Annotated in this window: 17 protein-coding genes; 10 read left to right on the top strand and 7 right to left on the bottom strand. The window is 51.9% G+C overall.

Annotated elements, in window-relative coordinates:
- Positions 1–91: 91 nt before the first annotated feature.
- A complete protein-coding gene (locus TALK_RS21365) occupies positions 92–1,186 on the bottom strand; it encodes an NADH:flavin oxidoreductase/NADH oxidase (protein ID WP_085621197.1) in 1,095 nt (364 codons plus the stop codon).
- A gap of 300 nt (positions 1,187–1,486) precedes the next feature.
- Here TALK_RS21365 and TALK_RS21360 point away from each other — a divergent pair, with 300 nt between their 5' ends.
- Entirely contained in the window at positions 1,487–1,990 is a 504-nt protein-coding gene (locus TALK_RS21360; protein WP_085621196.1) for an Hsp20/alpha crystallin family protein, read from the top strand.
- A 75-nt stretch (positions 1,991–2,065) separates the two neighbouring features.
- Here the strand turns inward: TALK_RS21360 and TALK_RS21355 are convergent, their stop codons facing one another.
- Positions 2,066–3,169, bottom strand: coding sequence for a PLP-dependent cysteine synthase family protein (locus tag TALK_RS21355; RefSeq protein WP_085621195.1), 1,104 nt, complete (start codon positions 3,167–3,169; stop codon positions 2,066–2,068).
- A gap of 183 nt (positions 3,170–3,352) precedes the next feature.
- On the opposite strand from TALK_RS21355, the gene fliN reads away from it, so the two are divergent.
- Both fliN and TALK_RS21345 read left to right on the top strand, forming a co-directional pair.
- Positions 3,353–3,655: a flagellar motor switch protein FliN gene (gene fliN, locus TALK_RS21350; RefSeq protein ID WP_085621194.1), complete on the top strand. Its 303-nt coding sequence runs from the start codon at positions 3,353–3,355 to the stop codon at positions 3,653–3,655.
- Positions 3,656–3,877: 222 nt separating this feature from the next.
- Positions 3,878–6,214 carry a glucose/quinate/shikimate family membrane-bound PQQ-dependent dehydrogenase gene (locus tag TALK_RS21345; RefSeq protein ID WP_085621193.1) on the top strand — a complete coding sequence of 779 codons (2,337 nt, stop codon included), beginning with the start codon at positions 3,878–3,880 and terminating at the stop codon, positions 6,212–6,214.
- Between the two features lie 81 nt (positions 6,215–6,295).
- Here the strand turns inward: TALK_RS21345 and TALK_RS21340 are convergent, their stop codons facing one another.
- Positions 6,296–7,774, bottom strand: a complete 1,479-nt coding sequence (locus TALK_RS21340) for a hypothetical protein (protein WP_085621192.1) — start codon at positions 7,772–7,774, stop codon at positions 6,296–6,298.
- A 692-nt stretch (positions 7,775–8,466) separates the two neighbouring features.
- Here TALK_RS21340 and TALK_RS21335 point away from each other — a divergent pair.
- Positions 8,467–10,341, top strand: a complete 1,875-nt coding sequence (locus TALK_RS21335; protein WP_139833908.1) for a ribonucleoside-diphosphate reductase subunit alpha — start codon at positions 8,467–8,469, stop codon at positions 10,339–10,341.
- A 39-nt stretch (positions 10,342–10,380) separates the two neighbouring features.
- On the top strand, positions 10,381–11,409 hold the full coding sequence (locus TALK_RS21330; protein ID WP_085621190.1) for a ribonucleotide-diphosphate reductase subunit beta: 1,029 nt from the start codon (positions 10,381–10,383) through the stop codon (positions 11,407–11,409).
- Between the two features lie 53 nt (positions 11,410–11,462).
- Here TALK_RS21330 and TALK_RS21325 read toward each other — a convergent pair whose 3' ends face one another.
- The 3 genes from TALK_RS21325 to TALK_RS21315 all read right to left on the bottom strand — a co-directional run bounded on the left by TALK_RS21325 (position 11,463) and on the right by TALK_RS21315 (position 13,195).
- Positions 11,463–12,236, bottom strand: a complete 774-nt coding sequence (locus TALK_RS21325; protein WP_085621189.1) for a tetratricopeptide repeat protein — start codon at positions 12,234–12,236, stop codon at positions 11,463–11,465.
- 16 nt (positions 12,237–12,252) lie between these two features.
- The gene (locus TALK_RS21320) at positions 12,253–12,606 is read right to left on the bottom strand and encodes a DUF2794 domain-containing protein (RefSeq protein ID WP_085621188.1); all 354 of its coding nucleotides are present in this window, start codon (positions 12,604–12,606) and stop codon (positions 12,253–12,255) included.
- Positions 12,607–12,760: 154 nt separating this feature from the next.
- The gene (locus tag TALK_RS21315; RefSeq protein ID WP_085621187.1) at positions 12,761–13,195 is read right to left on the bottom strand and encodes a hypothetical protein; all 435 of its coding nucleotides are present in this window, start codon (positions 13,193–13,195) and stop codon (positions 12,761–12,763) included.
- Between the two features lie 451 nt (positions 13,196–13,646).
- Here TALK_RS21315 and TALK_RS21310 point away from each other — a divergent pair, with 451 nt between their 5' ends.
- The 4 genes from TALK_RS21310 to TALK_RS21295 all read left to right on the top strand — a co-directional run bounded on the left by TALK_RS21310 (position 13,647) and on the right by TALK_RS21295 (position 17,995).
- Complete coding sequence (locus tag TALK_RS21310) at positions 13,647–14,297, top strand: DUF2659 family protein (RefSeq protein WP_085621186.1); 651 nt, start codon at positions 13,647–13,649, stop codon at positions 14,295–14,297.
- A gap of 50 nt (positions 14,298–14,347) precedes the next feature.
- A complete protein-coding gene (locus TALK_RS21305; protein WP_085621185.1) occupies positions 14,348–15,688 on the top strand; it encodes a PQQ-like beta-propeller repeat protein in 1,341 nt (446 codons plus the stop codon).
- 121 nt (positions 15,689–15,809) lie between these two features.
- Complete coding sequence (der, locus tag TALK_RS21300) at positions 15,810–17,291, top strand: ribosome biogenesis GTPase Der (RefSeq protein WP_085621198.1); 1,482 nt, start codon at positions 15,810–15,812, stop codon at positions 17,289–17,291.
- A 209-nt stretch (positions 17,292–17,500) separates the two neighbouring features.
- Positions 17,501–17,995 (top strand): c-type cytochrome, encoded by a 495-nt coding sequence (locus TALK_RS21295; protein WP_085621184.1) that lies wholly within the window; start codon positions 17,501–17,503, stop codon positions 17,993–17,995.
- 88 nt (positions 17,996–18,083) lie between these two features.
- On the opposite strand, the gene TALK_RS21290 is transcribed toward TALK_RS21295, so the two are convergent.
- On the bottom strand, positions 18,084–19,121 hold the full coding sequence (locus tag TALK_RS21290; RefSeq protein WP_085621183.1) for an aldo/keto reductase: 1,038 nt from the start codon (positions 19,119–19,121) through the stop codon (positions 18,084–18,086).
- Between the two features lie 103 nt (positions 19,122–19,224).
- Between TALK_RS21290 and TALK_RS21285 the strand changes: the two genes are divergently transcribed.
- A complete protein-coding gene (locus TALK_RS21285; RefSeq protein WP_085621182.1) occupies positions 19,225–20,130 on the top strand; it encodes a LysR family transcriptional regulator in 906 nt (301 codons plus the stop codon).
- The last annotated feature ends 41 nt before the right edge of the window (positions 20,131–20,171 follow it).

Here is a 20,171-nt window from a genome sequence, read left to right as displayed (position 1 = left end):
AAAAACCGTCAACGTATTTTAGGACGGCACATTCGAAGTTGATATCAAAAGCCCCGCATCCCAACCAGATGCGGGGCTTTTGATTGTCAGGTTAGCCAAATAGCTTTTTCAACACTCTTGGCTGGCAACGCAGATACTGGTTGGCAGCTTTGACTTCCGCGCCAAGAGTGGCCGCCGCATGCCAAGGCCAGCGTGGATCGTAAAGGATGCCACGCGCCAATGCGATGGCATCGGCCTGACCGGTAAAGACAATGGCTTCTGCCTGTTCGGCTTCGGTAATCAGGCCGACGGCGATGGTTGTCATGCCGGTTTCGGCCTTGATGCGATCGGCAAATGGTACCTGATAATTCGGGCCAAGCGGGATTTTCTGATCGATATGCAAGCCGCCTGATGACACATGGATGAAATCGCAACCGCGTTCCTTTAGGGCCTTGGCCAATTCTACGCTTTGATCAATGTCCCAACCGCCATCGACCCAATCGCTTGCCGAAATGCGAATGCCGACTGGTTTGGCGGGATCAAAGGCTGCACGCACCGCGTCATAGACTTCAAGAACGATGCGCATACGGTTTTCAAGCGACCCGCCATAATCGTCTTGGCGCTTGTTGGCATGCGGCGACAGGAAGTTATGCAGAAGATACCCATGTGCTGAATGAATTTCGATTGCATCGATGCCCAAACGGTCGGCACGTTTGGCTGCATCGGCAAAGCCTTGGACGATTTCACCAATACGTGATGTGCCAAGTGCTTCTGGCGCCGGATCGCCCGCGCGGAAGGGTACCGCGGAGGGGGCGACAACCTGCCAACCATTTTTGTGGTCAGGCGCAATCGCACCACCGCCGTCCCAGGGCTTTTCACAGGATGCTTTGCGGCCAGCATGGGCAAGCTGTATGGCAATCGGCATATCCGAATGGCTGCGGACAGCGTTAAGTGTCTTGCTAAGAGCTGCTTCGGTTTCATCATCCCATAGCCCGACATCGCCATAGGTGATGCGGCCTTCGGGTTCGATTGCTGTGGCTTCGATAATCAGCAAACCCGCCCCGGATTGGGCAAGATTACCAAGATGCATATCGTGCCAGCGGGTGGTTTTGCCGTTATCGGCCGAATACTGGCACATGGGGGCGATGACAATTCGATTGTCAAGTTCAAGCGTGCCCAGCTTCAAGGGCGTGAAGAGATGGCTCATGGAGGTTCCTGTATTAAAATTTAGGGCAGGGGATGCCTGCAAACAATGAAATGAAGCTAATGTGAAATCGGGCGATGCGCCATGGGGGATTATGGTTTTTCGCGTGGTGGAAAACTGGGGTGTGGTTGTGGCGGTGTTGCAATGAAAAAAACTTTCAAAAAAATGCATTCGTCCACTTGCGGAAAAATCACCCTGATCTATCTGTTGAATTGAAGGGCCATGGTGGCCTTGCACGCGTCAGGGTTGCAGCATGTCTGGACCCACGGCGCAAGAACTACCTGTCTGTTTAGGAGGGTAATTATGACTGGTCTTCAGACTGTAAATGGTGCTGCTCGTCGTTTGGCTTCGCGTCCGGCATATGGTGATCCGCTCGGTATTTTTGGGCGTGATTTTGATCGTGTGATCGGATCGATCTTTGGCCGCGACGGCCTTGTACCTTCTTCTGATGCAAGTGGTGAGGAAGCAACCAAAGCGCTTTTGAGCCCGCGTATCGATGTTCACGAAACCGATGATCAGATTGAACTTTCCGCCGAACTTCCCGGCGTTGAACAGGATGATGTTGATGTGTCGGTACTTGAAGGTGTCCTGACAATTACGGGTGAAAAGAAATTGACCCGTGAAAGCAATGATGGTGCGCGCGTTGTCGAGCGCAGTTATGGCAGCTTCAAACGTTCTTTCCGTCTGTCCGACAATGTCGATGCAGATAAAATTGCGGCATCGTTCAAGAACGGTGTCCTGACGCTCACTCTCCCTAAAGTAGCGGAAGTGAAGCCGGAACCGCGCAAAATCGCGATTTCCGGGTAAGTTTTTTGCCTCAACCTTGATGAAGCCACTGAACGGGCGGAGAAATCCGCCCGTCTTTTTTTATGTGTGACGCGCCTAGTGGTTCGTGCAGCAATCCATTGGCATATCGAATGTGCCGGTTTTATCAAACGCTTCAAGGGCTGCGTGCCAAGGGGCAAGGTCGAGGCCCTGTTTGGCAATCCATTCGGGATTGTAATAGGTATCGCGATAACGATCCCCGCCATCACATAAAAGCGTTACGACCGACCCGGTTTCCCCTGCCTTTTTCATCTGGCTGATCAGTGACAGGGTGGCAATCAGGTTGGTGCCGGTTGACCCGCCACAGCGACGCCCCATGTGTTTTTCCAGATATTGCAAGGCAGCGAAGCTGCCTGCGTCGGGAACGCGGATCATATGATCAACAACATTTGGATTAAAGCTTGGTTCAACACGGGGGCGGCCGATGCCTTCGACACGGGATGCTTTCTCGCCGGTAATATCGCATTTACCGGTTTCATAGGCATCATAGAAGACGGAATTTTCCGGGTCAGCAACGCAAAGCTCGCATCCCATTCCCAAAATCTGTCCATAGCGGATATAGCGACCAATGGTCGATGATGTGCCGCCGGTTCCCGCTCCAACCACAATCCAGCGCGGCACTGGATGGGGTTCACGTTTGAGCTGCTCAAAGATACTTTCGGCGATGTTGTTGTTGCCGCGCCAATCGGTCGCGCGTTCAGCATAGGTGAACTGGTCCATGTAATGGCCGCCAAGTTCACGGGCAAGTCGCTGGGATTGTGCATAAATCTGACCGCTGTGATCAACCAGATGGCTTTCGCCACCATAAAAGGCGATCTGATCGATTTTTTGTTGCGAGGTCGACTTTGGCATTACAGCGATAAAGCGCAACCCCAAAAGCCGCGCGAAATAGGCTTCGGATACGGCGGTCGATCCACTTGACGCTTCGATAACCGGCGTATCCTTGGAAATCCAGCCATTGCAAAGGCTATACAGAAACAGGGAGCGTGCCAGACGATGTTTCAGACTGCCGGATGGATGGGTCGATTCATCCTTCAGATACAGACCAATGCCATTAAGGGATGGCAAATCCAGACGGATCAGATGGGTATCGGCAGATCGGTTGAAATCGGCTTCGATAATGTTGATGGCATCGGCCACCCATTGGCGATCATAGCTCATGGAACGTCCTGTTATTCTGTTTTGTGTACTGGCTTGGGGCGCTGAAGGCTTCTTGATGTAGGGGATTATTATACAAAAAACTATCGTAAATTTTCGAATAAGCTTGCTAACACTTTTTTCAAGGCTAATCTTCTAGAATAGAGTTCAGCGATTCTTCCATTTTAACCGGATGATTTGGTTGCCATGGCCAAAAATGATGACGATCCTTTTGCCAGACGACATGCCGCCTCGGAAATTGGTGCTGCTTATGATGTTCCTGTGCGTGTTTCGACTGTGATCGGCAAAAGCCAGATTCAGGTCGCACAGTTGATGCGTTTGACCCGCGGCGCAGTTTTGGAACTGGACCGCAAAGTTGGCGAGCCGGTTGATATTTACGTTAATAACCGTCTCGTCGCGCGTGGTGAATTGGTGGTGGTGGATGAAAACCTTGGTGTCACGATCACCGAAGTTGTGAAATCAGGCACAATCATCGAGACCCATCACTAGGGCATCCTGTTTTAATTGTTTTGCCTTTGAAACCACCGGATCCGATTGGCCGGTGGTTTTTATTTGTTTACGCACACGCTTTGATTTTTTCAGATGCTTGATGGAACCAAATGCGTTGTCAGCACGTTTCCCAACAAAGCCTGTTGAAGCCTTGCGTCAGCCATCTTGTCGTGAAAGGCTGTGAATACGCGTCTGGATCTCTTCCAAAGCGAGGACAATCTCATGATCAATATTCTGACTTCGGGGCTTTTGGCTCTGATCGGTCTTGCTCTGGCCGCTGGCGGTGTCTGGCTGATTATTCTTGGCGGGAGCTGGTTCTATGCTTTGGCCGGGCTGGCGTTTTTGATTGCGGCCGTCTTGTCGAACATGAAGCGGGCGGTTGTTTTGCAACTTTATGCGCTTTTCCTGCTTGCCAGTCTTGGTTGGGCCGTGTGGGAAGTTGGGTTTGACTGGTGGCAGCTTGGCCCGCGTGGTGGATTGATTGTCCTGATAGGGCTTTGGCTGGCAACGCCGGTCTATCGAAAATCACTGTCGTTTGGGCTGCCGGTGCCTGATGTTAAACCCGCCCGATCCTATATCCTTGAAGGCAGTATTGTTCTTGCGGTTGTCGTCGCTGTTTACGCGATGCTTAACAACCCCAACGAAGTGGAAGGCCGTTTAAACGAGGCATCTGTGGTGGCAAATCCGGATGCCGGTGGGCTGGTTCCTGATGGGGATTGGCATCAATATGGACGAACCCCTTATGGGCAGCGTTACTCACCCCTTTCGCAGATCACGCGTGAAAATGTCGGCAAACTTGAACAGGCATGGATTTATCAGACGGGTGATGTTCGCCGGTCGGAAGATGTGCCTGAAACGACTTATCAGGTGACGCCGCTTAAGGTCGATGACACGCTTTATTTGTGTACCCCCCATAGCTGGGCGATTGCCATTGACGCGCAGAGTGGCGTGGAAAAATGGCGCTTTGATCCCAAAGTTCCGGACAATCCGGACCGGCAACACCAGACATGCCGTGGGGTGACCTATTACAAGGATGCGGGGGGCTCTGTGAGTGCGCCTTGTGCCGCGCGGATTTATTTGCCGACATCAGACGCCCGGTTGATTGCCCTTGATTCGAAAACAGGGGAAGTTTGCACTGGCTTTGGTGATCAAGGCACTGTGCATCTTGAGGCAGGCATGCCGTTTAGCCCGGCCGGTTATTATTATTCGACGTCGCCCCCTGTTGCGGCGGCGGGCAAGATTATTATTGGCGGGGCCGTAAACGATAACTATTCGACCAAAGAGCAGTCGGGGGTTATTCGGGCTTTTGACATTAATACGGGCGAACTGGTTTGGAACTGGGATTCGGGTAATCCCGAAGATACGCAACCTTTGTCAGAGGGGGAAACGTATACTGCCAATTCTCCCAATAGCTGGTCGGTATCAAGTGCCGACGAAGCACTTGGCATGATCTATGTTCCGCTGGGCAACAAGGTGCCTGATCAATTGGGTATGGGGCGCAGTAAAGAGGTCGAGACGTATTCATCATCGATTGTTGCCCTTAGCCTTGAAACCGGCCAGGTCCAATGGGTGCGCCAGACTGTGCATCATGATCTTTGGGATATGGACGTGCCGGCACAACCGGCATTGCTTGATATCATGGGGGCAGATGGTGAAACGGTTCCGGCATTGGTCGGGCCGACAAAGCAGGGGGATATCTATGTTCTGGATCGTCGAACGGGCGAGCCAATCATTCCGGTTCATGAAGTTCCCGCACCGGGCGGCACTATCCCCGAGGACTTTTCATCCCCGACGCAGCCGGTCTCGGATCTGTCATTCATGCCTGAACCGTTGACGGAAAAGGATATGTGGGGTGTCACGCTGTTTGATCAATTGGCATGTCGTATCCATTTCAATCAATTGAAATATGACGGGCGTTATACCCCGCCATCCTTGCAAGGGTCGTTGATTTATCCCGGGAATTTCGGGACGTTCAACTGGGGCAGTGTTGCTGTTGATCCCGAACGTCAGGTGATGTTTGGTATGCCGACCTATCTGGCATTCACATCAAAACTGATCCCGCGTGCAGACGTTCCGCCGCGAGGTACTGAAAAAGCCAGTGAAATGGGAATTAACCAGAATGAAGGCGCGCCTTATGCCGTAAGTATGGGACCGTTTGTTTCACCGATTGGTGTGCCCTGTCAGGCCCCGCCATGGGGCTATGTTGCGGGGGCGGATCTTCGGACTGGTGAAATTGCCTATAAACGTAAAAATGGCACGGTCGAGGATATGACACCACTTCCGCTGCCCTTCGAAGTTGGCGTACCCGGTATTGGCGGTCCGATCATCACCAAGGGCGGTGTGGCCTTTCTTGGGGCGGCAGTGGATAACTATTTCCGTGCCTATGATGTGACGACGGGTGAAAAACTCTGGCAGGTACGTTTGCCTGCCGGGGGGCAATCAACACCAATGAGCTATGCGGTTGATGATGGCACCCAATATGTGTTGATCGTTGCTGGTGGGCATGGGTCTATCGGGACGACCGCCGGGGATTACGTTATTGCGTATAAACTACCATAATCCTTTTGGGTTCTCTGAAAAAGCGCCCGGATTTTGCCGGGCGCTTTTTCATGCTGTTGTTTCGTTTGGTTCCCGGCTCAATTATTCCGTCAGGGGATCTATGTTGAAATAGATGTGGCTTAGCTCGTCCTCGCCAAAGCTGGCATCGGGGGGCAGGTTGCCACCCGCATTGTGACAAAGGAAACAACTGCCATTACCGGAACCTTGAAAATAGGTTTCCATTGTTGTGTTTGCCAATCGCGGGGAGCCAATTTCGGGGGCATCTTTGTATTTTTTAGAGCCTTTGGTTACCGGTGTATTTGGCAGAACACCATTCTGTGTCCAAACTGCACCGATTTGGACGTAGTTGGCCCGGATATCCCCCGCAGCCAGCAGATTTAGGATGTCGGAATTCAGTGAAATGATCTGGCTGTTGACGGAAGCAGGGCTGGTAGAGTTTCCATCATTCCCCCACGGGTTCAGACGCAGTGCAGATGTCGGCTCAATCGTTGTTGCGGGTGAGGTCAGGACGATATTGCCGGTTTTGCCATCGACATGGGCGGTTTCGATATTGGTCTGGCCGGTTGGTGTGTTTGGTTTGTAAAATGTGAACCCTGAGGCGGTTGGGTCGAAAGGAATCGCTGTGATTTTTTGTTTATTGTTTTCATAATAGTAAGTGTCGTTGGGGGTATTGTTCTGGTGTTCAAACGTTGCCCATACCATTTCAGGGTGCCCCTGAACCGAGCCAACAACATGCATACCTGTCAAGGCCAGCGTTTTTTGTTCAGTCCCGCTAAGTGTCCATTGGGTTTTGGCACTATTGGGAGTGTATTTGGGAACAACGGCATCGACCTGCACATAGCCGGATGCATCGATCAGAGTGCTGGCGTCGATCCATGATGTTTTAAGCTCTATGGTCAGTGCCATTGAGTCTTTCAGAGGCGTGGGCGAGAAGGACAGGATTTCTTCGAGGTCAGTAGGGTCGGTGGGGAATTGATCCTGTGCTATTTTGCCTGTCTTTTGACCGGTCAGGAATTGTGCATAAACATCATTGGTGTGGATGCCATAATAAACCAGTGATCCGGTTTGTGAGATCAGGATACCGCCGCCACCGGCTTGGCCGGTTTCACCAATTGTTTCAGGTAGATCGTCGTCGGTTTTGTTGACGCGGACAAGAAAGTTATCGATTGCCGTGGTGTTTTTGATGAATTGTCGGCTGCCCGATGCATCCTCGGGGGAGATATCGTAGAACCCGTCACCATCAAATACATAGCTTGCAGCATTGTTGGTTTGAAGTTTTTGCGGTGAAGTCAGCCACAAAAACATTTGTGACGACCATTTGAAAAAGTCGCAATTGGTGTTGTCCAAGGGAAAGTTAACGCTGTTTGCGGGCCATACGGCACCGTCTTTGACGATTGTTCCATTCATGAACCATTTTTCAAATTCGGATTTGGTGATCGGGCAGTTGGGTGCCGCATCGGATGGAAGAATGGTTAATGTGTCTGCCGCATGTGCCGTGGCCGAAATTCCGGACGTTACCAGTACGGAAAGAATGACTTGTCCCAGAATATGCTTTCTCATTTTGACCCCTCATGGCGATTTTTGATTTGATTGCATGGTCCCTAGATCTTTTTGATTCTTGTAATATAGGGTGAGGTGTTTGACGCGATTGGTCAAAAGGGAAATAAACTCAGGGTTTATTTTTGGGGGTGATATATTCGTTAGGGTGGCTTTTGCATGATGTTTTCACCGTAAGAAGAGGAGTGTCTTGGTCGAGTTTTAAAATTCAGACTGTCACCGGTGTCGATTCTGTCTGGTGCCAAAGGATGGCGGAATAATTGAAAGGCACCACATGGTGTGTTGTCACAGCAGAGTGAATGGAGTTCTGACAATGGGGGCGAGGAATTGAACTATGCCCGTTATTCTTCGCGTAAATTAATCGTATCTTTTTCTTGACGAGAATAGCCGGGGAAAACGCCGGTGATGCGAATCACTGAAGATCTGGGATTGTAACGAAAGTGATACAATCAATTGATTATTTTTTATCCTTTCCCACTACATATTGTGTTTTCAATCCGATCTTGAGCGGGCATAACGTCAACCAACGAGCATTTGGAGCGGTGTTTATTCGCAGTTCGAGGCGTGGGTTTTGTGGTGAGTAGGACCGTAAACTGACACCGGATCAAGCGAGTGCCGTTTGATGAAGATAACAAACAGGAAACGGATCGCCGCCAACGAGCGACCGTTCAGGTAAGGGGACTACGAGCATGAAGATGCTGGATGTCGTGCAGCACGAAAAAGGTGCGCGCGTTATTGTTGATCGTTCGCGCGACGCGTTGCTGACCGATTTTGGCAAGGCGGTTCTGACCGACCGCTATCTGATGCCGGGCGAAAGCTATCAGGATTTATTTGCGCGTGTCGCCAGTTTTTATGGCGATAACGAAGCACATGCGCAGCGCCTTTATGATTATATCTCCAAGCTTTGGTTTATGCCGGCTACTCCGATTCTGTCGAATGGTGGCACGACGCGGGGCTTGCCGATTTCCTGTTTCTTGAACGAAGCAGACGATAACCTTGGTGGGATTGTCGATATCTGGACCGAGAATGTCTGGCTGGCCGCACGCGGTGGCGGGATTGGGTCTTATTGGGGCAATTTGCGTTCGATCGGCGAGAAAGTCGGTAAAAACGGAAAGACATCCGGTGTCGTGCCGTTTATCCGTGTGATGGATAGCCTGACACTGGCGATCAGTCAGGGGTCGTTGCGCCGTGGATCGGCGGCGGTTTACATGCCGGTCAGTCATCCCGAGATCGAAGAATTTTCCGAAATGCGCCGCCCGACCGGTGGTGACCCGAACCGCAAGACGCCGAACCTGCATCAGGGCGTGGCGATTTCAGATGCATTCATGCGTGCGGTTGAAAATGACGAAGAATGGGCTCTGACATCGCCCAAGGACGGACATGTGGTGCGCAAGATCAGTGCGCGTTCGCTTTGGATCCGTTTGCTGACCTCGCGCGTCGAAACCGGCGAACCCTATATGTTGTTCATCGACACGGTGAACCGGGCGGTGCCCGAACATCACAAACTTGCGGGACTGAGTGTCAAAACATCGAACCTGTGTTCGGAAATCACGTTGCCGACTGGCAAGGATCATCTGGGCGGGGATCGCACCGCTGTATGTTGCCTGTCGTCGCTTAACCTTGAACATTATCTGACCTGGAAAGATGATGAACAGTTCATCGAAGACATTCTTCGTTTCCTTGATAATGTTATGCAGGATTTCATCGACAATGCGCCCGACACCATGGCGCGTGCGAAATATTCCGCGATGCGTGAACGGTCTGTCGGGCTTGGCGTGATGGGCTTCCATTCTTTCCTGCAGGCACAGAAAATTCCGCTTGAAGGCGTGATGAGCAAGGTCTGGAACAAGCAGATCTTTGATCATCTTAAAAAGCATGCCGATGCAGCGTCCGAGAAACTGGCCGATGAGCGCGGATCATGCCCGGATGCGGCCGAATACGGTATCAAGGCGCGGTTCTCGAACAAGACCGCGATTGCGCCGACGGCATCGATTTCAATCATTTGCGGCGGGGCTTCGCCGGGGATTGAGCCGATAGCGGCTAATTCCTATACGCATAAGACGCTTTCGGGGTCGTTCAATGTGCGCAACAAGTACCTTGCCAAGATACTTGCCGAAAAGGGCCAGAATACTGAAGAGGTCTGGACATCGATCACCGTGCATGAGGGATCAGTACAACATCTTGATTTCCTGTCCGATATCGAAAAAGACATCTTCAAGACCGCGTTCGAGCTTGATCAGCGTTGGTTGATCGAGTTGGCCGGTGATCGCACGCCGATGATTGATCAGGCGCAGTCACTGAATATCTTTTTGGCGTCGAATGTTCATAAACGCGACCTGCATCAGATACATTTCCAGGCATGGAAAAAAGGCGTCAAAAGCCTTTATTATTGCCGGTCGAAATCAATCCAGCGGGCCGAGGTCGTCGCCAATATCCCCGGCCGGTCGAAATCAGCCGATGACGATATGCCGACACCGGAAAGCTCGTTCGATATCCCGGCACTGGTTGCAAAAGCAAGTGCACAGGCTGCCCGCGAACCTGATTATGACGAATGCCTCGCTTGCCAGTAAGGCGGCTTGAGCGCACAAATATTTGCGAGAATTGACGATATGTCTGACGATAAAATTATCGATCTTTTGACGGAAAACCCCGTTTACAAGCCGTTCCGTTATCCTTGGGCCTATGAAGCGTGGCTAACCCAGCAGCAGATCCATTGGCTGCCCGAAGAAGTGCCGCTGGCCGATGACGTCAAGGACTGGAACCACACGATTACGGATGCCGAGCGGAACCTGCTGACGCAGATTTTCCGATTCTTTACCCAATCCGATATCGAGGTCAATAACTGCTATATGCGCCACTATACGCGCGTATTCAAACCGACCGAAGTCCAGATGATGTTGGCGGCTTTTTCGAACATGGAAACCATCCATGTTGCGGCCTATTCGCATCTTCTTGATACCATCGGCATGCCCGAGGCCGAGTATGAAGCCTTCTTCCAGTACAAGGAAATGAAGGACAAATACGATTATATGCAGATTTGGGGTATCGGCCCGGAAGATGAATATACCGACGAACATGGTGATCTGCGCCTGACTGCATTGGGTAAGCGCAATATTGCCAAGACATTGGCGGTGTTTGGTGCCTTTACCGAGGGGCTGCAGCTTTTTGCGTCCTTTGCCATGTTGATGAATTTCCCGCGCTTTAATAAAATGAAGGGCATGGGCCAGATCGTGACATGGTCGGTGCGCGATGAAAGTCTGCACTGTGAAAGCATCATTCGTCTGTTCCGAACCTTCTGCAAAGAGAACCCGGAAATTTGGGATGATGAAATGCGCAACGATTTGGTCGAGGCGTGCAAAACCATTGTCAGCCACGAAGATGCATTTATCGATCTGTCATTCGAAGCCGGTGCGGTGCAGGGCCTGACAGCGGAGGACATCAAGAAGTACATTCGCTATATCGCTGATCGTCGTTTGACCCAGTTGGGGCTTGATCCGCAATACGGCATTGAGCAGAACCCGCTACCGTGGATGGATGCGATGCTGAACGCGGTTGAGCACACCAACTTCTTTGAAAACCGTGCGACCGAATATTCCAAGGCGGCAACACGCGGAACTTGGGACGAAGCATTTTCCTGATCCGGGACAAAGCAGTGAAGTTACGAAAAAGACCGCGGTGGAGCGGTCTTTTTTTATGGAGCGACTTGTCCCATTGGCAGTTCTTGCAAACGCTTGTCCACGCGCCTGATTTCTTCAGGGCGCAATTTGGGTTCCAGATTGGCAATTGCAGTGACCGGGTCCATGTCAAGTTCGACGCCAGGTGGCAAGGTGATGGGGCCAAGAGCTGAACGGCGCAGCCAGTAGTAGGCGTCGGCATAGTCGGGTTCGACACCCCAACCACGTTCCGTCATGGCACCCAGCATGAACTGAGCGGCATGCATGCCTTTTTCAGCGGCGATTTGATAATAATGGGCGGCTTCAACATAATTTTGTTTGGCACCGCGCCCGTGAAAATATTGTTCACCAATTAAAAAGGCTGCATCCGCATTGCCCGGGTTTGCGTGCAGGGCGCGCTTGAAATAGTCGGTGGCGCTGAATTGGTCATAGCGCAAGCCCCAGCCATTGAAATGCATCAGGCCAAGATAATAGATTGCGTTTGGATGATTGGCGCGCGCGGCCAGCGTGAACCAATTCGCAGCCTGACGGTAATCAAGGGGGCCAGCCAACCCGCGATAATACATCAGGCCAAGGGCATATTGCGCGCGTGGATCATCTTCCTGTGCGGCAAGGCGCCATTGCGCCTTGGCCATTTCATAGTTTCCGGCCTGATAGGCTTTGTAGCCGTTTGTGTAATCCGCCAGTGCTGGAAAAGAATTTGCAAAGATCGCGCATGTCAGTGTCACAGCCCCAAGGATAAGCGCAGAAACACCCCGCCGGCGCCGACCAACCAAAATGGAGTTAGGCAAGAAACGGCGTCGATCTTTAACGGGATTTGAATAGGGGGATAATTTTGCGTGCACGTTTTTCCATAGCGTCGAGAACGTTTTCGATCTCGGAACTTTGTTTGATTTTTTCCCCGCTGTGAAGGGCGACAAACTGCCCTGCATTCTTATTCTCCGGCCCGAGCTTGATGACGGTGAATATGGGGGTTTCATGTGAGGAACGGAAGATGGAAAACATTGCCATGCCATCCAGATGATCAATGGCATAATCGCGCCATGCACCACTTGCGACTTGTTTGGAATAGGTATTCATGAGTTGCATGAGTTCAGTTCGGTCAAAATGCACAAAGCTTTTGGCTTTGCGATATTGAGCCAGATTGAACAATGTACCCATGTCGTTCTCCGGACGTGGTTTCGGATAGCCAGTGGCTGAGCATTTATGACGCCCTTATGACACGGTAGCGCGCTTTATCCGGCGCCTTAAGTTTGAATGGGCGGGGAAGTCAAAAAATTACCAAAATATGTTTGGTCTTAGGCGGTTATGGGCATTACAGACTGCGTGAACGGGTCGGAGGCCAGTCAACGGTTTGCGCCCCGGTATTGTAGGGATCCGGCGTGCGATAGCAGTTCACTGCGGCAAGCGTGCGATAGCAATAAAGCGGTGTTTCGGGAACCGGGTCTTTTTTGCAATAGGATTTGCCATCAATCTTGCGGATGGTGGAGCAATCCTGACCGGTCGAAAGTGAAACAACATGATCGATCAGGGTTTTATCGCTGTTAATGATGCTAATGACGTCAAGGGCGATATACCATTGAGACGCGGTCAATGCGCCTGTGCCGGAGATATCAGCTGCCGTGCTGTCGAGATTACTACATCCTGAAACACTTGCACCAAGCAGGGTTGCAAACAATCCGGCCAGAATACGTTGGCGGATAATGCGTTTTGCCCCCTGTCGGCTTTGATCTTTGTGCAGGCGTTTCATTGTTTTCTCCGAACATCAACCGGTCAGTATTTGCCCGGTGACGATTAAAATTTCGTTTCCTGCCCGTATCTTTGCAATTCATGTGCCGTTTTTAATATTGGGTGTTTAGGACACATTTTAGCCGGTTTTGCCGATTATCCGGTTTTATCCTGTGTTTGGTTGGGGCGTTATGCTGTCATTTTTGGACATCGCCATCGTATCAAGGCGGCAATTCTTTCCCGCATGGCCGATGATGTCTGTTTTAAATGGTAAGTGTGGTTCAAATTGATCACTAAAAGGGGCTGATTTGGTTCGCAAATGCGATTGTTAAGGAATTAATTGCAATATTGGCGGGGTGGCTTGCGCACCGGACTTGACCCCTTGCGTGCTGGCGCGTTAAATCCTTGCCGGAATTAATTCTGATAAGCGGGCAGGTTGCCCGTTTTCTTTTGATCGGATTGGAGCGGTTTTCGTGGTTGATATTTTCCAGGAAGTCGAAGAAGACCTTAAGCGTGAGCGCAATGAAGCGCTGTGGCGCAAATACGGTAAATACGTTGTTGGCGTTGCCGCAGTAATCGTGCTGGGCGTTGCCGGGCGTGAAGGCTGGAAAACCTACGATGAAAATTCGCGTATTGAAAACGGTACGCGTATGGCAAATGCCATCGAGTTGTCGCAGGCTGGCGAAGAAAAGCAGGATGCGGCATTGGTGGCCTTGGATGCGATCATTGCCGATGGTAATGCCGGTTTCGTTGCCCTTGGTCATTTCCAGAAGGCCGCGATCTATCTGCGCGCCGGTGCCAGTGATTCCGCTGTTGGTGAACTTGAAGCCATTGCTGCAAACGATGATGTCGAACAGGTTTATCGTGACTTGGCGGTCATCCAGATTGCGATGAATGGTGCAAGCGCATCCAATGCCAAGGATCTGATTGCGCGCCTGAACCCGATCGCTGTGCCGGAAAACCCCTGGTACTACTCTGCACGTGAAATGATTGCCATGCTGCATATCGCAGCCGGCGAGATTGAAGCCGCCAAGCCGCTTTTGACGGAAATCGCTGATGACAGCGAAGCACCGTCTGGCATGCGTGCCCGTGCAAGTGAAATCCTGAAAGCCATCGGCGCCTGATTGGCGCAGGCGGTATGGGCGACCCGTTCACAGGGACTGGATCAAAGGATATGGTTTTGAAACCACGCAGCATTAAATCCATTTTATGCGTCATGGGCATGTCAGTTGCCGTTTCGGCGTGTTCCGGCTGGCTTGGTGAATCCGAAGATCCGCCGCTTCCCGGTGAACGCCTTGCGGTACTTTCGCTTGAAAGCACCGTTCAGCCTGATGTGGCGCTGAGCGATCAGCGCGTGATTCTGCCAGAACCTGAGCCGATGGTTGACTGGCCGCAAAATGGTGGCCTGCCCAGTCATGCCTTGCATCATGTAGGCTTGGATAATGATGTTCTGCGTCAGGATTGGTCGGTTGGTATCGGCGAAGGATCAATGGATGACAATCTGCTGTTGAATCAGGCGATTGTTGCGCGTGGAGTGGTCTTTACCATCGATGCCGAGGCGGTTGTTCGTGCCTTTAGTGCGAAATCCGGCAAACGGATATGGTCATTGGGGCTTGCCCCCAAGGATGAAGAAGACAGCACGCTTTTGGGTGGTGGTCTGGCCTATGAAAACGGCATTCTTTATGCCACCACCGGCTTTGCCGAGGTCATCGCGATTGATGCGCCAAGTGCAACAGTGATGTGGCGTTCGCAGGTGACCGCTCCGATGCGCGGTGCGCCGACGGTGCGTGGGGGGCGGGTCTTTGCCGTGACGGTCGATAACCAGACCATCGCGTTGAATGCATTGACCGGTGATACGCTTTGGAACCATCGCGGTGCATCCGAAGGTGCATCCTTTATTGGTGGTGCCAGCCCGGCAGTTGATCAGGGCGTTGTGATTTCGGCCTATACCACGGGTGAAATTTATGCCCTTCGCGTTGAAAATGGTCAGGTGATCTGGTCCGATGCATTGGCATCGGCTGGTCGGACCGATGCCGTATCGGCAATTGCCGATATTCGCGGTCTTCCGGTGATTGACAACAATCTGGTGATTGCGACGAGCAATGCGGGGCTGACGGTTGCAATTGACCTGCGTACCGGTTATCGCGTGTGGGAACTTGAGGCCGGGGGCATCCAATCACCATGGGTCGCGGGCGATTATGTTTTCGTTCTTTCGAACACAAATGACCTGATAGCCTTGCGTCGTGACACAGGACAGGTTAAATGGGTGACCGCTTTACCGCGTTTCGTCGATCCTGAAGATCAGGAAGAGTCGATTATCTGGACCGGCCCGGTTCTGGTCGGAGACCGTTTGATCGTTGGAAATGAACAGGGTGAAGTGATGACCGTTTCCCCCTATAGTGGCGAGATAATCGGCAAGGACGAAGTTTCCGGACCGATCACATTGCCGCCATCTGTTGCGGGGGATAGTCTTTACTTCCTGACTGCGGATGCCGATCTAATCGCTTATCGCTGACAGGTCGAACAAGTTTTTCGCGAAAGATTTATGCTTTCGCCTGATATGTGCGTGCGCCGGAACGGGGTAAATTGCCCCTCGGCGCACAATGCCGTTTTATAACAAAGAGTCTAAAAGCCAAATGTCGTTAAAAGTTGCCATTATCGGTCGCCCCAATGTCGGGAAGTCGACCCTGTTTAACCGTCTGGTTGGCAAAAAGCTGGCCTTGGTTGACGACCAGCCCGGTGTGACGCGTGATCGTCGCTATGGCCGGGCGCGTCTGGGGCATATTCATTTCGATATTATCGACACGGCTGGTCTTGAAGACGTATTTGATGATTCCGTCGAAGGCAAGATGCGCCAGCAAAGCGAAATCGCGTTCGAGGAATGCGACCTCGCCTTTTTCCTGATCGATGCGCGTGCCGGTTTGACGCCGCTTGATAATCACTTTGCCGATTGGTTGCGCAAGCGCAAAAAGCCGGTCTATGTGATTGCGAACAAGCATGAAGGCCGGGGGCAGGATGCAGGCCTGTACGAGGCCTATGGCCTTGGACTTGGCGATGTGGCGCCGATATCGGCCGAACATGGTCAGGGCATGGAATTGCTGATTGATATCATGCTGCCCCATTGGGAAGATTATCGCGACAAGCAACGCAAGGCGCGTCGCGAAGGCGACGATGCTGTCATCGATGATGATTTCGAAGATGATGAGGAAATCATTGATGATGATGCGTTCCCGTCCTTTGAAATCGAATATGACGAGGACGACGACGGCGAAGAAGAAGTCGTTCAAAAGGACAATTCGAAAATTCAGTTGGCCATCGTTGGGCGACCAAATGTCGGTAAGTCGACGCTTCTGAATCATCTTTTGGGCGAAAATCGTGTCATGACCGGGCCTCAGGCCGGGTTGACCCGTGACTCGATTGCGGTTGACTGGTCCTATGAAGGGCGTCCGATCCGTCTGGTCGATACCGCCGGTATGCGCCGCAAAAAGAAAATCGACGACCGTGTTGAAAAGCTTTCGGTTACCGATACCCTGCGGGTGATCCGTTATGCGCAGGTTGTGGTCATCATGCTTGATGCGACCAACACGCTTGATAAGCAGGATTTGACGATTGCACGTATGGTTATTGACGAAGGCCGTGCATTGATCATTGCTGTTAACAAATGGGACGCGGTCAAGGACAAGCCGGGTGTGATGCAGGCATTGCGTGACAAGCTTGATACATCATTTGCGCAGGCCAAGGGTATTCCGATCCTGACCTTCTCGGCCTTGACCGGGCGGGGGACTGATACCTTGATGCCGACAGTTCTTGATATCTATGATATCTGGAGCCGCCGTATCCCAACCTCGCAACTGAACCGTTGGCTTGCAGTGGTGGCCGAACGTCATCTGCCGCCAGTGATATCTGGCCGTCGTATTCGTCTGCGTTATATGACCCAGGCGAAGTCGCGTCCGCCAAGCTTCTTTATCAATAGTTCGAAGGCGGCGGAACTGCCCGAAAGCTATACGCGCTATCTGATCAATGCGCTGCGCGAAGATTTCGATATGCCGGGCGTTCCTATTCGTATCTATGTGCGCAGCAGCGACAATCCCTATGGGAACAAGAAGAAAAAGCGTTAGGGCATTTCGCCTCAACCCGCATAAAATTCATCAAAAGCGCAGCCATCGGGCTGCGCTTTTTTGTTTTGGGTTATCCGTTGGATCAAAGAATTTTAAATCAAAAGGGCTTTATGGTGTTGTCGTGCTTGTGCCTTAAACGGGGCTTCTTTACAGTCGGTTTGGCACTGCGAATAGGCTCAAAAGCCAGATAAATGGGGAAACAAAGCAAGATGAGCCAGCATCGGTCCAGAATGGATATCATGAAACATTGCTTTGCCTTGTTGGGCCTTTGTGTTTTGACCAGTTTGGCCACCGGCAGCACAGCCCTTGCCCAAGGGCAGGTCGATGCCGACCCGGTGGCCGGTATTTCGCTACCCCAGACAGATGTCGTACGCGGCAAGGCGTTGTTTGCCGCGCGCGGCTGTGTTGTTTGTCATTCCGTCAATAATGTCGGCGGGAATAGTGGCCCCAGTTTGGATGCTTCTAATCTGGATCAATCACGTAATCCGTTCGATTTCTTTGCCAGAATGTGGCGAGGGGCGGATCAAATGTTGCATTTGCAAAGTGCGGATTTGGGATATCAGATCGATTTTGACGGACAGGACCTTGCCGATATTTATGCCTTTGTCCAGAATGCTGAAGCGCAGGAAGGCTTTACCGAAGACGATCTGACGGATCGCATCCGTGAGATCATCGATAATGGCCCGTCTGTTGGCCGCAATTAATAATTGTCAGAAATATGTGAACTTCGGCCTGCGGTGCCCCGCCGTTTCCCAACGCGCCTCTGTCGTTTGATCCGCTCTTTCCTGATCATCAACTAAACAGTGGCGGGTTCAGTCGGGAAAATCCTTCCTGAGCATAATAGGGATAATGCGGGTAGGGTGGTTGTCGTTTGCTGACAGCATCAAGACGTGCGACCTGTTCATCGGACAGGGACCAACCAATCGCACCCAGATTATCGCAAAGCTGTTGTTCATTGCGAGCGCCTATGATGACCGATGCGATAGTGGGGCGGCACAGCAACCAGTTAATTGCGATCTGGGGTACGGTTTTGCCTGTTTCGGCGGCGATATCATCAAGAACATCGACAATATCATAGAGCAGGGCATCTTCGACTGGCGGGCCGAATTGCGCCGTTTCATGCAGACGGCTGCCTTTGGGGATAGCTGTGCCACGGCGGATTTTCCCGGTTAACCGCCCCCAGCCAAGCGGGCTCCAGACCAATGCGCCAAGTCCCTGATCCTGTGCCAGAGGCATCAGATCCCATTCGTAGTCGCGCCCAACGAGCGAGTAATAAACCTGATGGGCAACATAGCGGCTGTATCCGTGGCGCTCGGACACGGCAATCGATTTCATGATCTGCCAGCTGGCAAAGTTCGAGACACCGATATAGCGAAGCTTCCCGGCGCGAACGAGGTCGTCCAGGGCCGACAGGGTTTCTTCGACCGGGGTGAAGGCATCAAAGGCGTGCAGTTGTAATAAGTCGATATAATCAGTGTTCAGTCGTTTCAGGGCGGCATTAGTGGCCGTGATCAGACGATGGCGTGATGTGCCAAAATCATTCGCGCCATCACCCATCGGCAGGGCAAGTTTGGTTGATAAAATGACCTGATCACGGCGTCTCTTGATGGCTTGGCCAAGGACCTGTTCGGATGCACCGTCGGAATAGACATCGGCACTGTCAAACATGTTCATGCCTGCATCAAGGCTGATGTCGATCATACGGGTGGCGTCGGTGGTATCAATCGTTCCCCATGCCCCAAAAAGCGGACCTTGGCCGGCAAACGTACCTGTGCCAAGGCTAAGCGCTGGAACGCGCAATCCCGAATTTCCCAATTGCCTGTATTCCATTGTGTTCTCCGTTACCAAAATTTGTTCATGCGACGAATATGGACAGGGGAATTATTTTCAACTAGTGGTATCCGAGGAAGAAGATTTATGAGTTGAATTCCACATGGCGCGACTTGAAACCAATCGATCCGGCGAAATGGAAGTCTTTGTGCGTGTTGTTGAACGGGGTGGTTTTTCTGCCGCATCCCGCGATTTCAATATGACGCCATCCGCGGTCAGCAAGCTGGTTGGACGTTTGGAAAACCGGTTGGGAACGCGGTTATTTAATCGATCAACTCGAAAATTGCACCTGACATCCGAGGGGCAGCGGTTTTATGAACGTGCATTGGGTATCATTGCCGACCTGAACGATGCCGAACAGGAAGCCGCGATTGCCAAGCTGCCGCGCGGGCGATTGCGTGTGACTGCCAATGTGCCGGTGGGGCTGCATTGTCTTGTGCCATTATTGCCGCTGTTTCGGGAACGTTATCCCGATGTCACGCTGGATGTGACCGTCAGTGATAAGGTGGTTGATCTGTACGAAGAACGTGCCGATGTTGCGATCCGAAGCGGTCCATTGCCATCATCGGGCCTTATTGCGCGCAAGTTGGGCCAATGCCGGATGGCGATTGCCGCATCACCGCAATATCTTGTTAAACATGGGCGACCGGAAACGGTGGATGACCTGCAGAATCACACCCTGATTGGATATAACTTTCAACGCGTTATTCCCGATTGGCCATTTCGGGTGAATGATCAGGATATTTCGGTGATGCCAGGCGGTGTGTTTAATGTTGGCGATGCCGAAAGTGCCCGTAAATTGGCTTTGGCCGGGGGCGGCATCGTGCGACTGGCCCATTTCCATATCGGACAGGATATTTGCGATGGACGTCTGGAAGTTCTGCTGGACGCGTTCTATCCCGGCGGCGGGGTTGATATCAATGCGGTTTATATTGGTGGACGCGGGCATTTGCCCGCACGGGTTCGGGCGTTTCTGGATTTTTGTGCCGAGAATATTCGTCTGAACTAAAATGACAGATGTGTGCCGTCCTAAAATACGTTGACGGTTTT

The organism is Thalassospira alkalitolerans (assembly GCF_002115745.1).
Taxonomy (GTDB): Bacteria; Pseudomonadota; Alphaproteobacteria; order Rhodospirillales; family Thalassospiraceae; genus Thalassospira; species Thalassospira alkalitolerans.
This window is presented reverse-complemented; position numbering and strand designations above follow the sequence as displayed.

What these genes read in the sequence shown, in the direction of transcription:
- TALK_RS21365 (WP_085621197.1), bottom strand. Translation starts at nt 1,186, where the DNA reads ATGAGCCATCTCTTCACGCCCTTGAAGCTGGGCACGCTTGAACTTGAC.
- TALK_RS21360 (WP_085621196.1), top strand. Translation starts at nt 1,487, where the DNA reads ATGACTGGTCTTCAGACTGTAAATGGTGCTGCTCGTCGTTTGGCTTCG.
- TALK_RS21355 (WP_085621195.1), bottom strand. Translation starts at nt 3,169, where the DNA reads ATGAGCTATGATCGCCAATGGGTGGCCGATGCCATCAACATTATCGAA.
- fliN (WP_085621194.1), top strand. Translation starts at nt 3,353, where the DNA reads ATGGCCAAAAATGATGACGATCCTTTTGCCAGACGACATGCCGCCTCG.
- TALK_RS21345 (WP_085621193.1), top strand. Translation starts at nt 3,878, where the DNA reads ATGATCAATATTCTGACTTCGGGGCTTTTGGCTCTGATCGGTCTTGCT.
- TALK_RS21340 (WP_085621192.1), bottom strand. Translation starts at nt 7,774, where the DNA reads ATGAGAAAGCATATTCTGGGACAAGTCATTCTTTCCGTACTGGTAACG.
- TALK_RS21335 (WP_139833908.1), top strand. Translation starts at nt 8,467, where the DNA reads ATGCTGGATGTCGTGCAGCACGAAAAAGGTGCGCGCGTTATTGTTGAT.
- TALK_RS21330 (WP_085621190.1), top strand. Translation starts at nt 10,381, where the DNA reads ATGTCTGACGATAAAATTATCGATCTTTTGACGGAAAACCCCGTTTAC.
- TALK_RS21320 (WP_085621188.1), bottom strand. Translation starts at nt 12,606, where the DNA reads ATGGGTACATTGTTCAATCTGGCTCAATATCGCAAAGCCAAAAGCTTT.
- TALK_RS21315 (WP_085621187.1), bottom strand. Translation starts at nt 13,195, where the DNA reads ATGAAACGCCTGCACAAAGATCAAAGCCGACAGGGGGCAAAACGCATT.
- TALK_RS21305 (WP_085621185.1), top strand. Translation starts at nt 14,348, where the DNA reads ATGGTTTTGAAACCACGCAGCATTAAATCCATTTTATGCGTCATGGGC.
- der (WP_085621198.1), top strand. Translation starts at nt 15,810, where the DNA reads ATGTCGTTAAAAGTTGCCATTATCGGTCGCCCCAATGTCGGGAAGTCG.
- TALK_RS21295 (WP_085621184.1), top strand. Translation starts at nt 17,501, where the DNA reads ATGAGCCAGCATCGGTCCAGAATGGATATCATGAAACATTGCTTTGCC.
- TALK_RS21290 (WP_085621183.1), bottom strand. Translation starts at nt 19,121, where the DNA reads ATGGAATACAGGCAATTGGGAAATTCGGGATTGCGCGTTCCAGCGCTT.
- TALK_RS21285 (WP_085621182.1), top strand. Translation starts at nt 19,225, where the DNA reads ATGGCGCGACTTGAAACCAATCGATCCGGCGAAATGGAAGTCTTTGTG.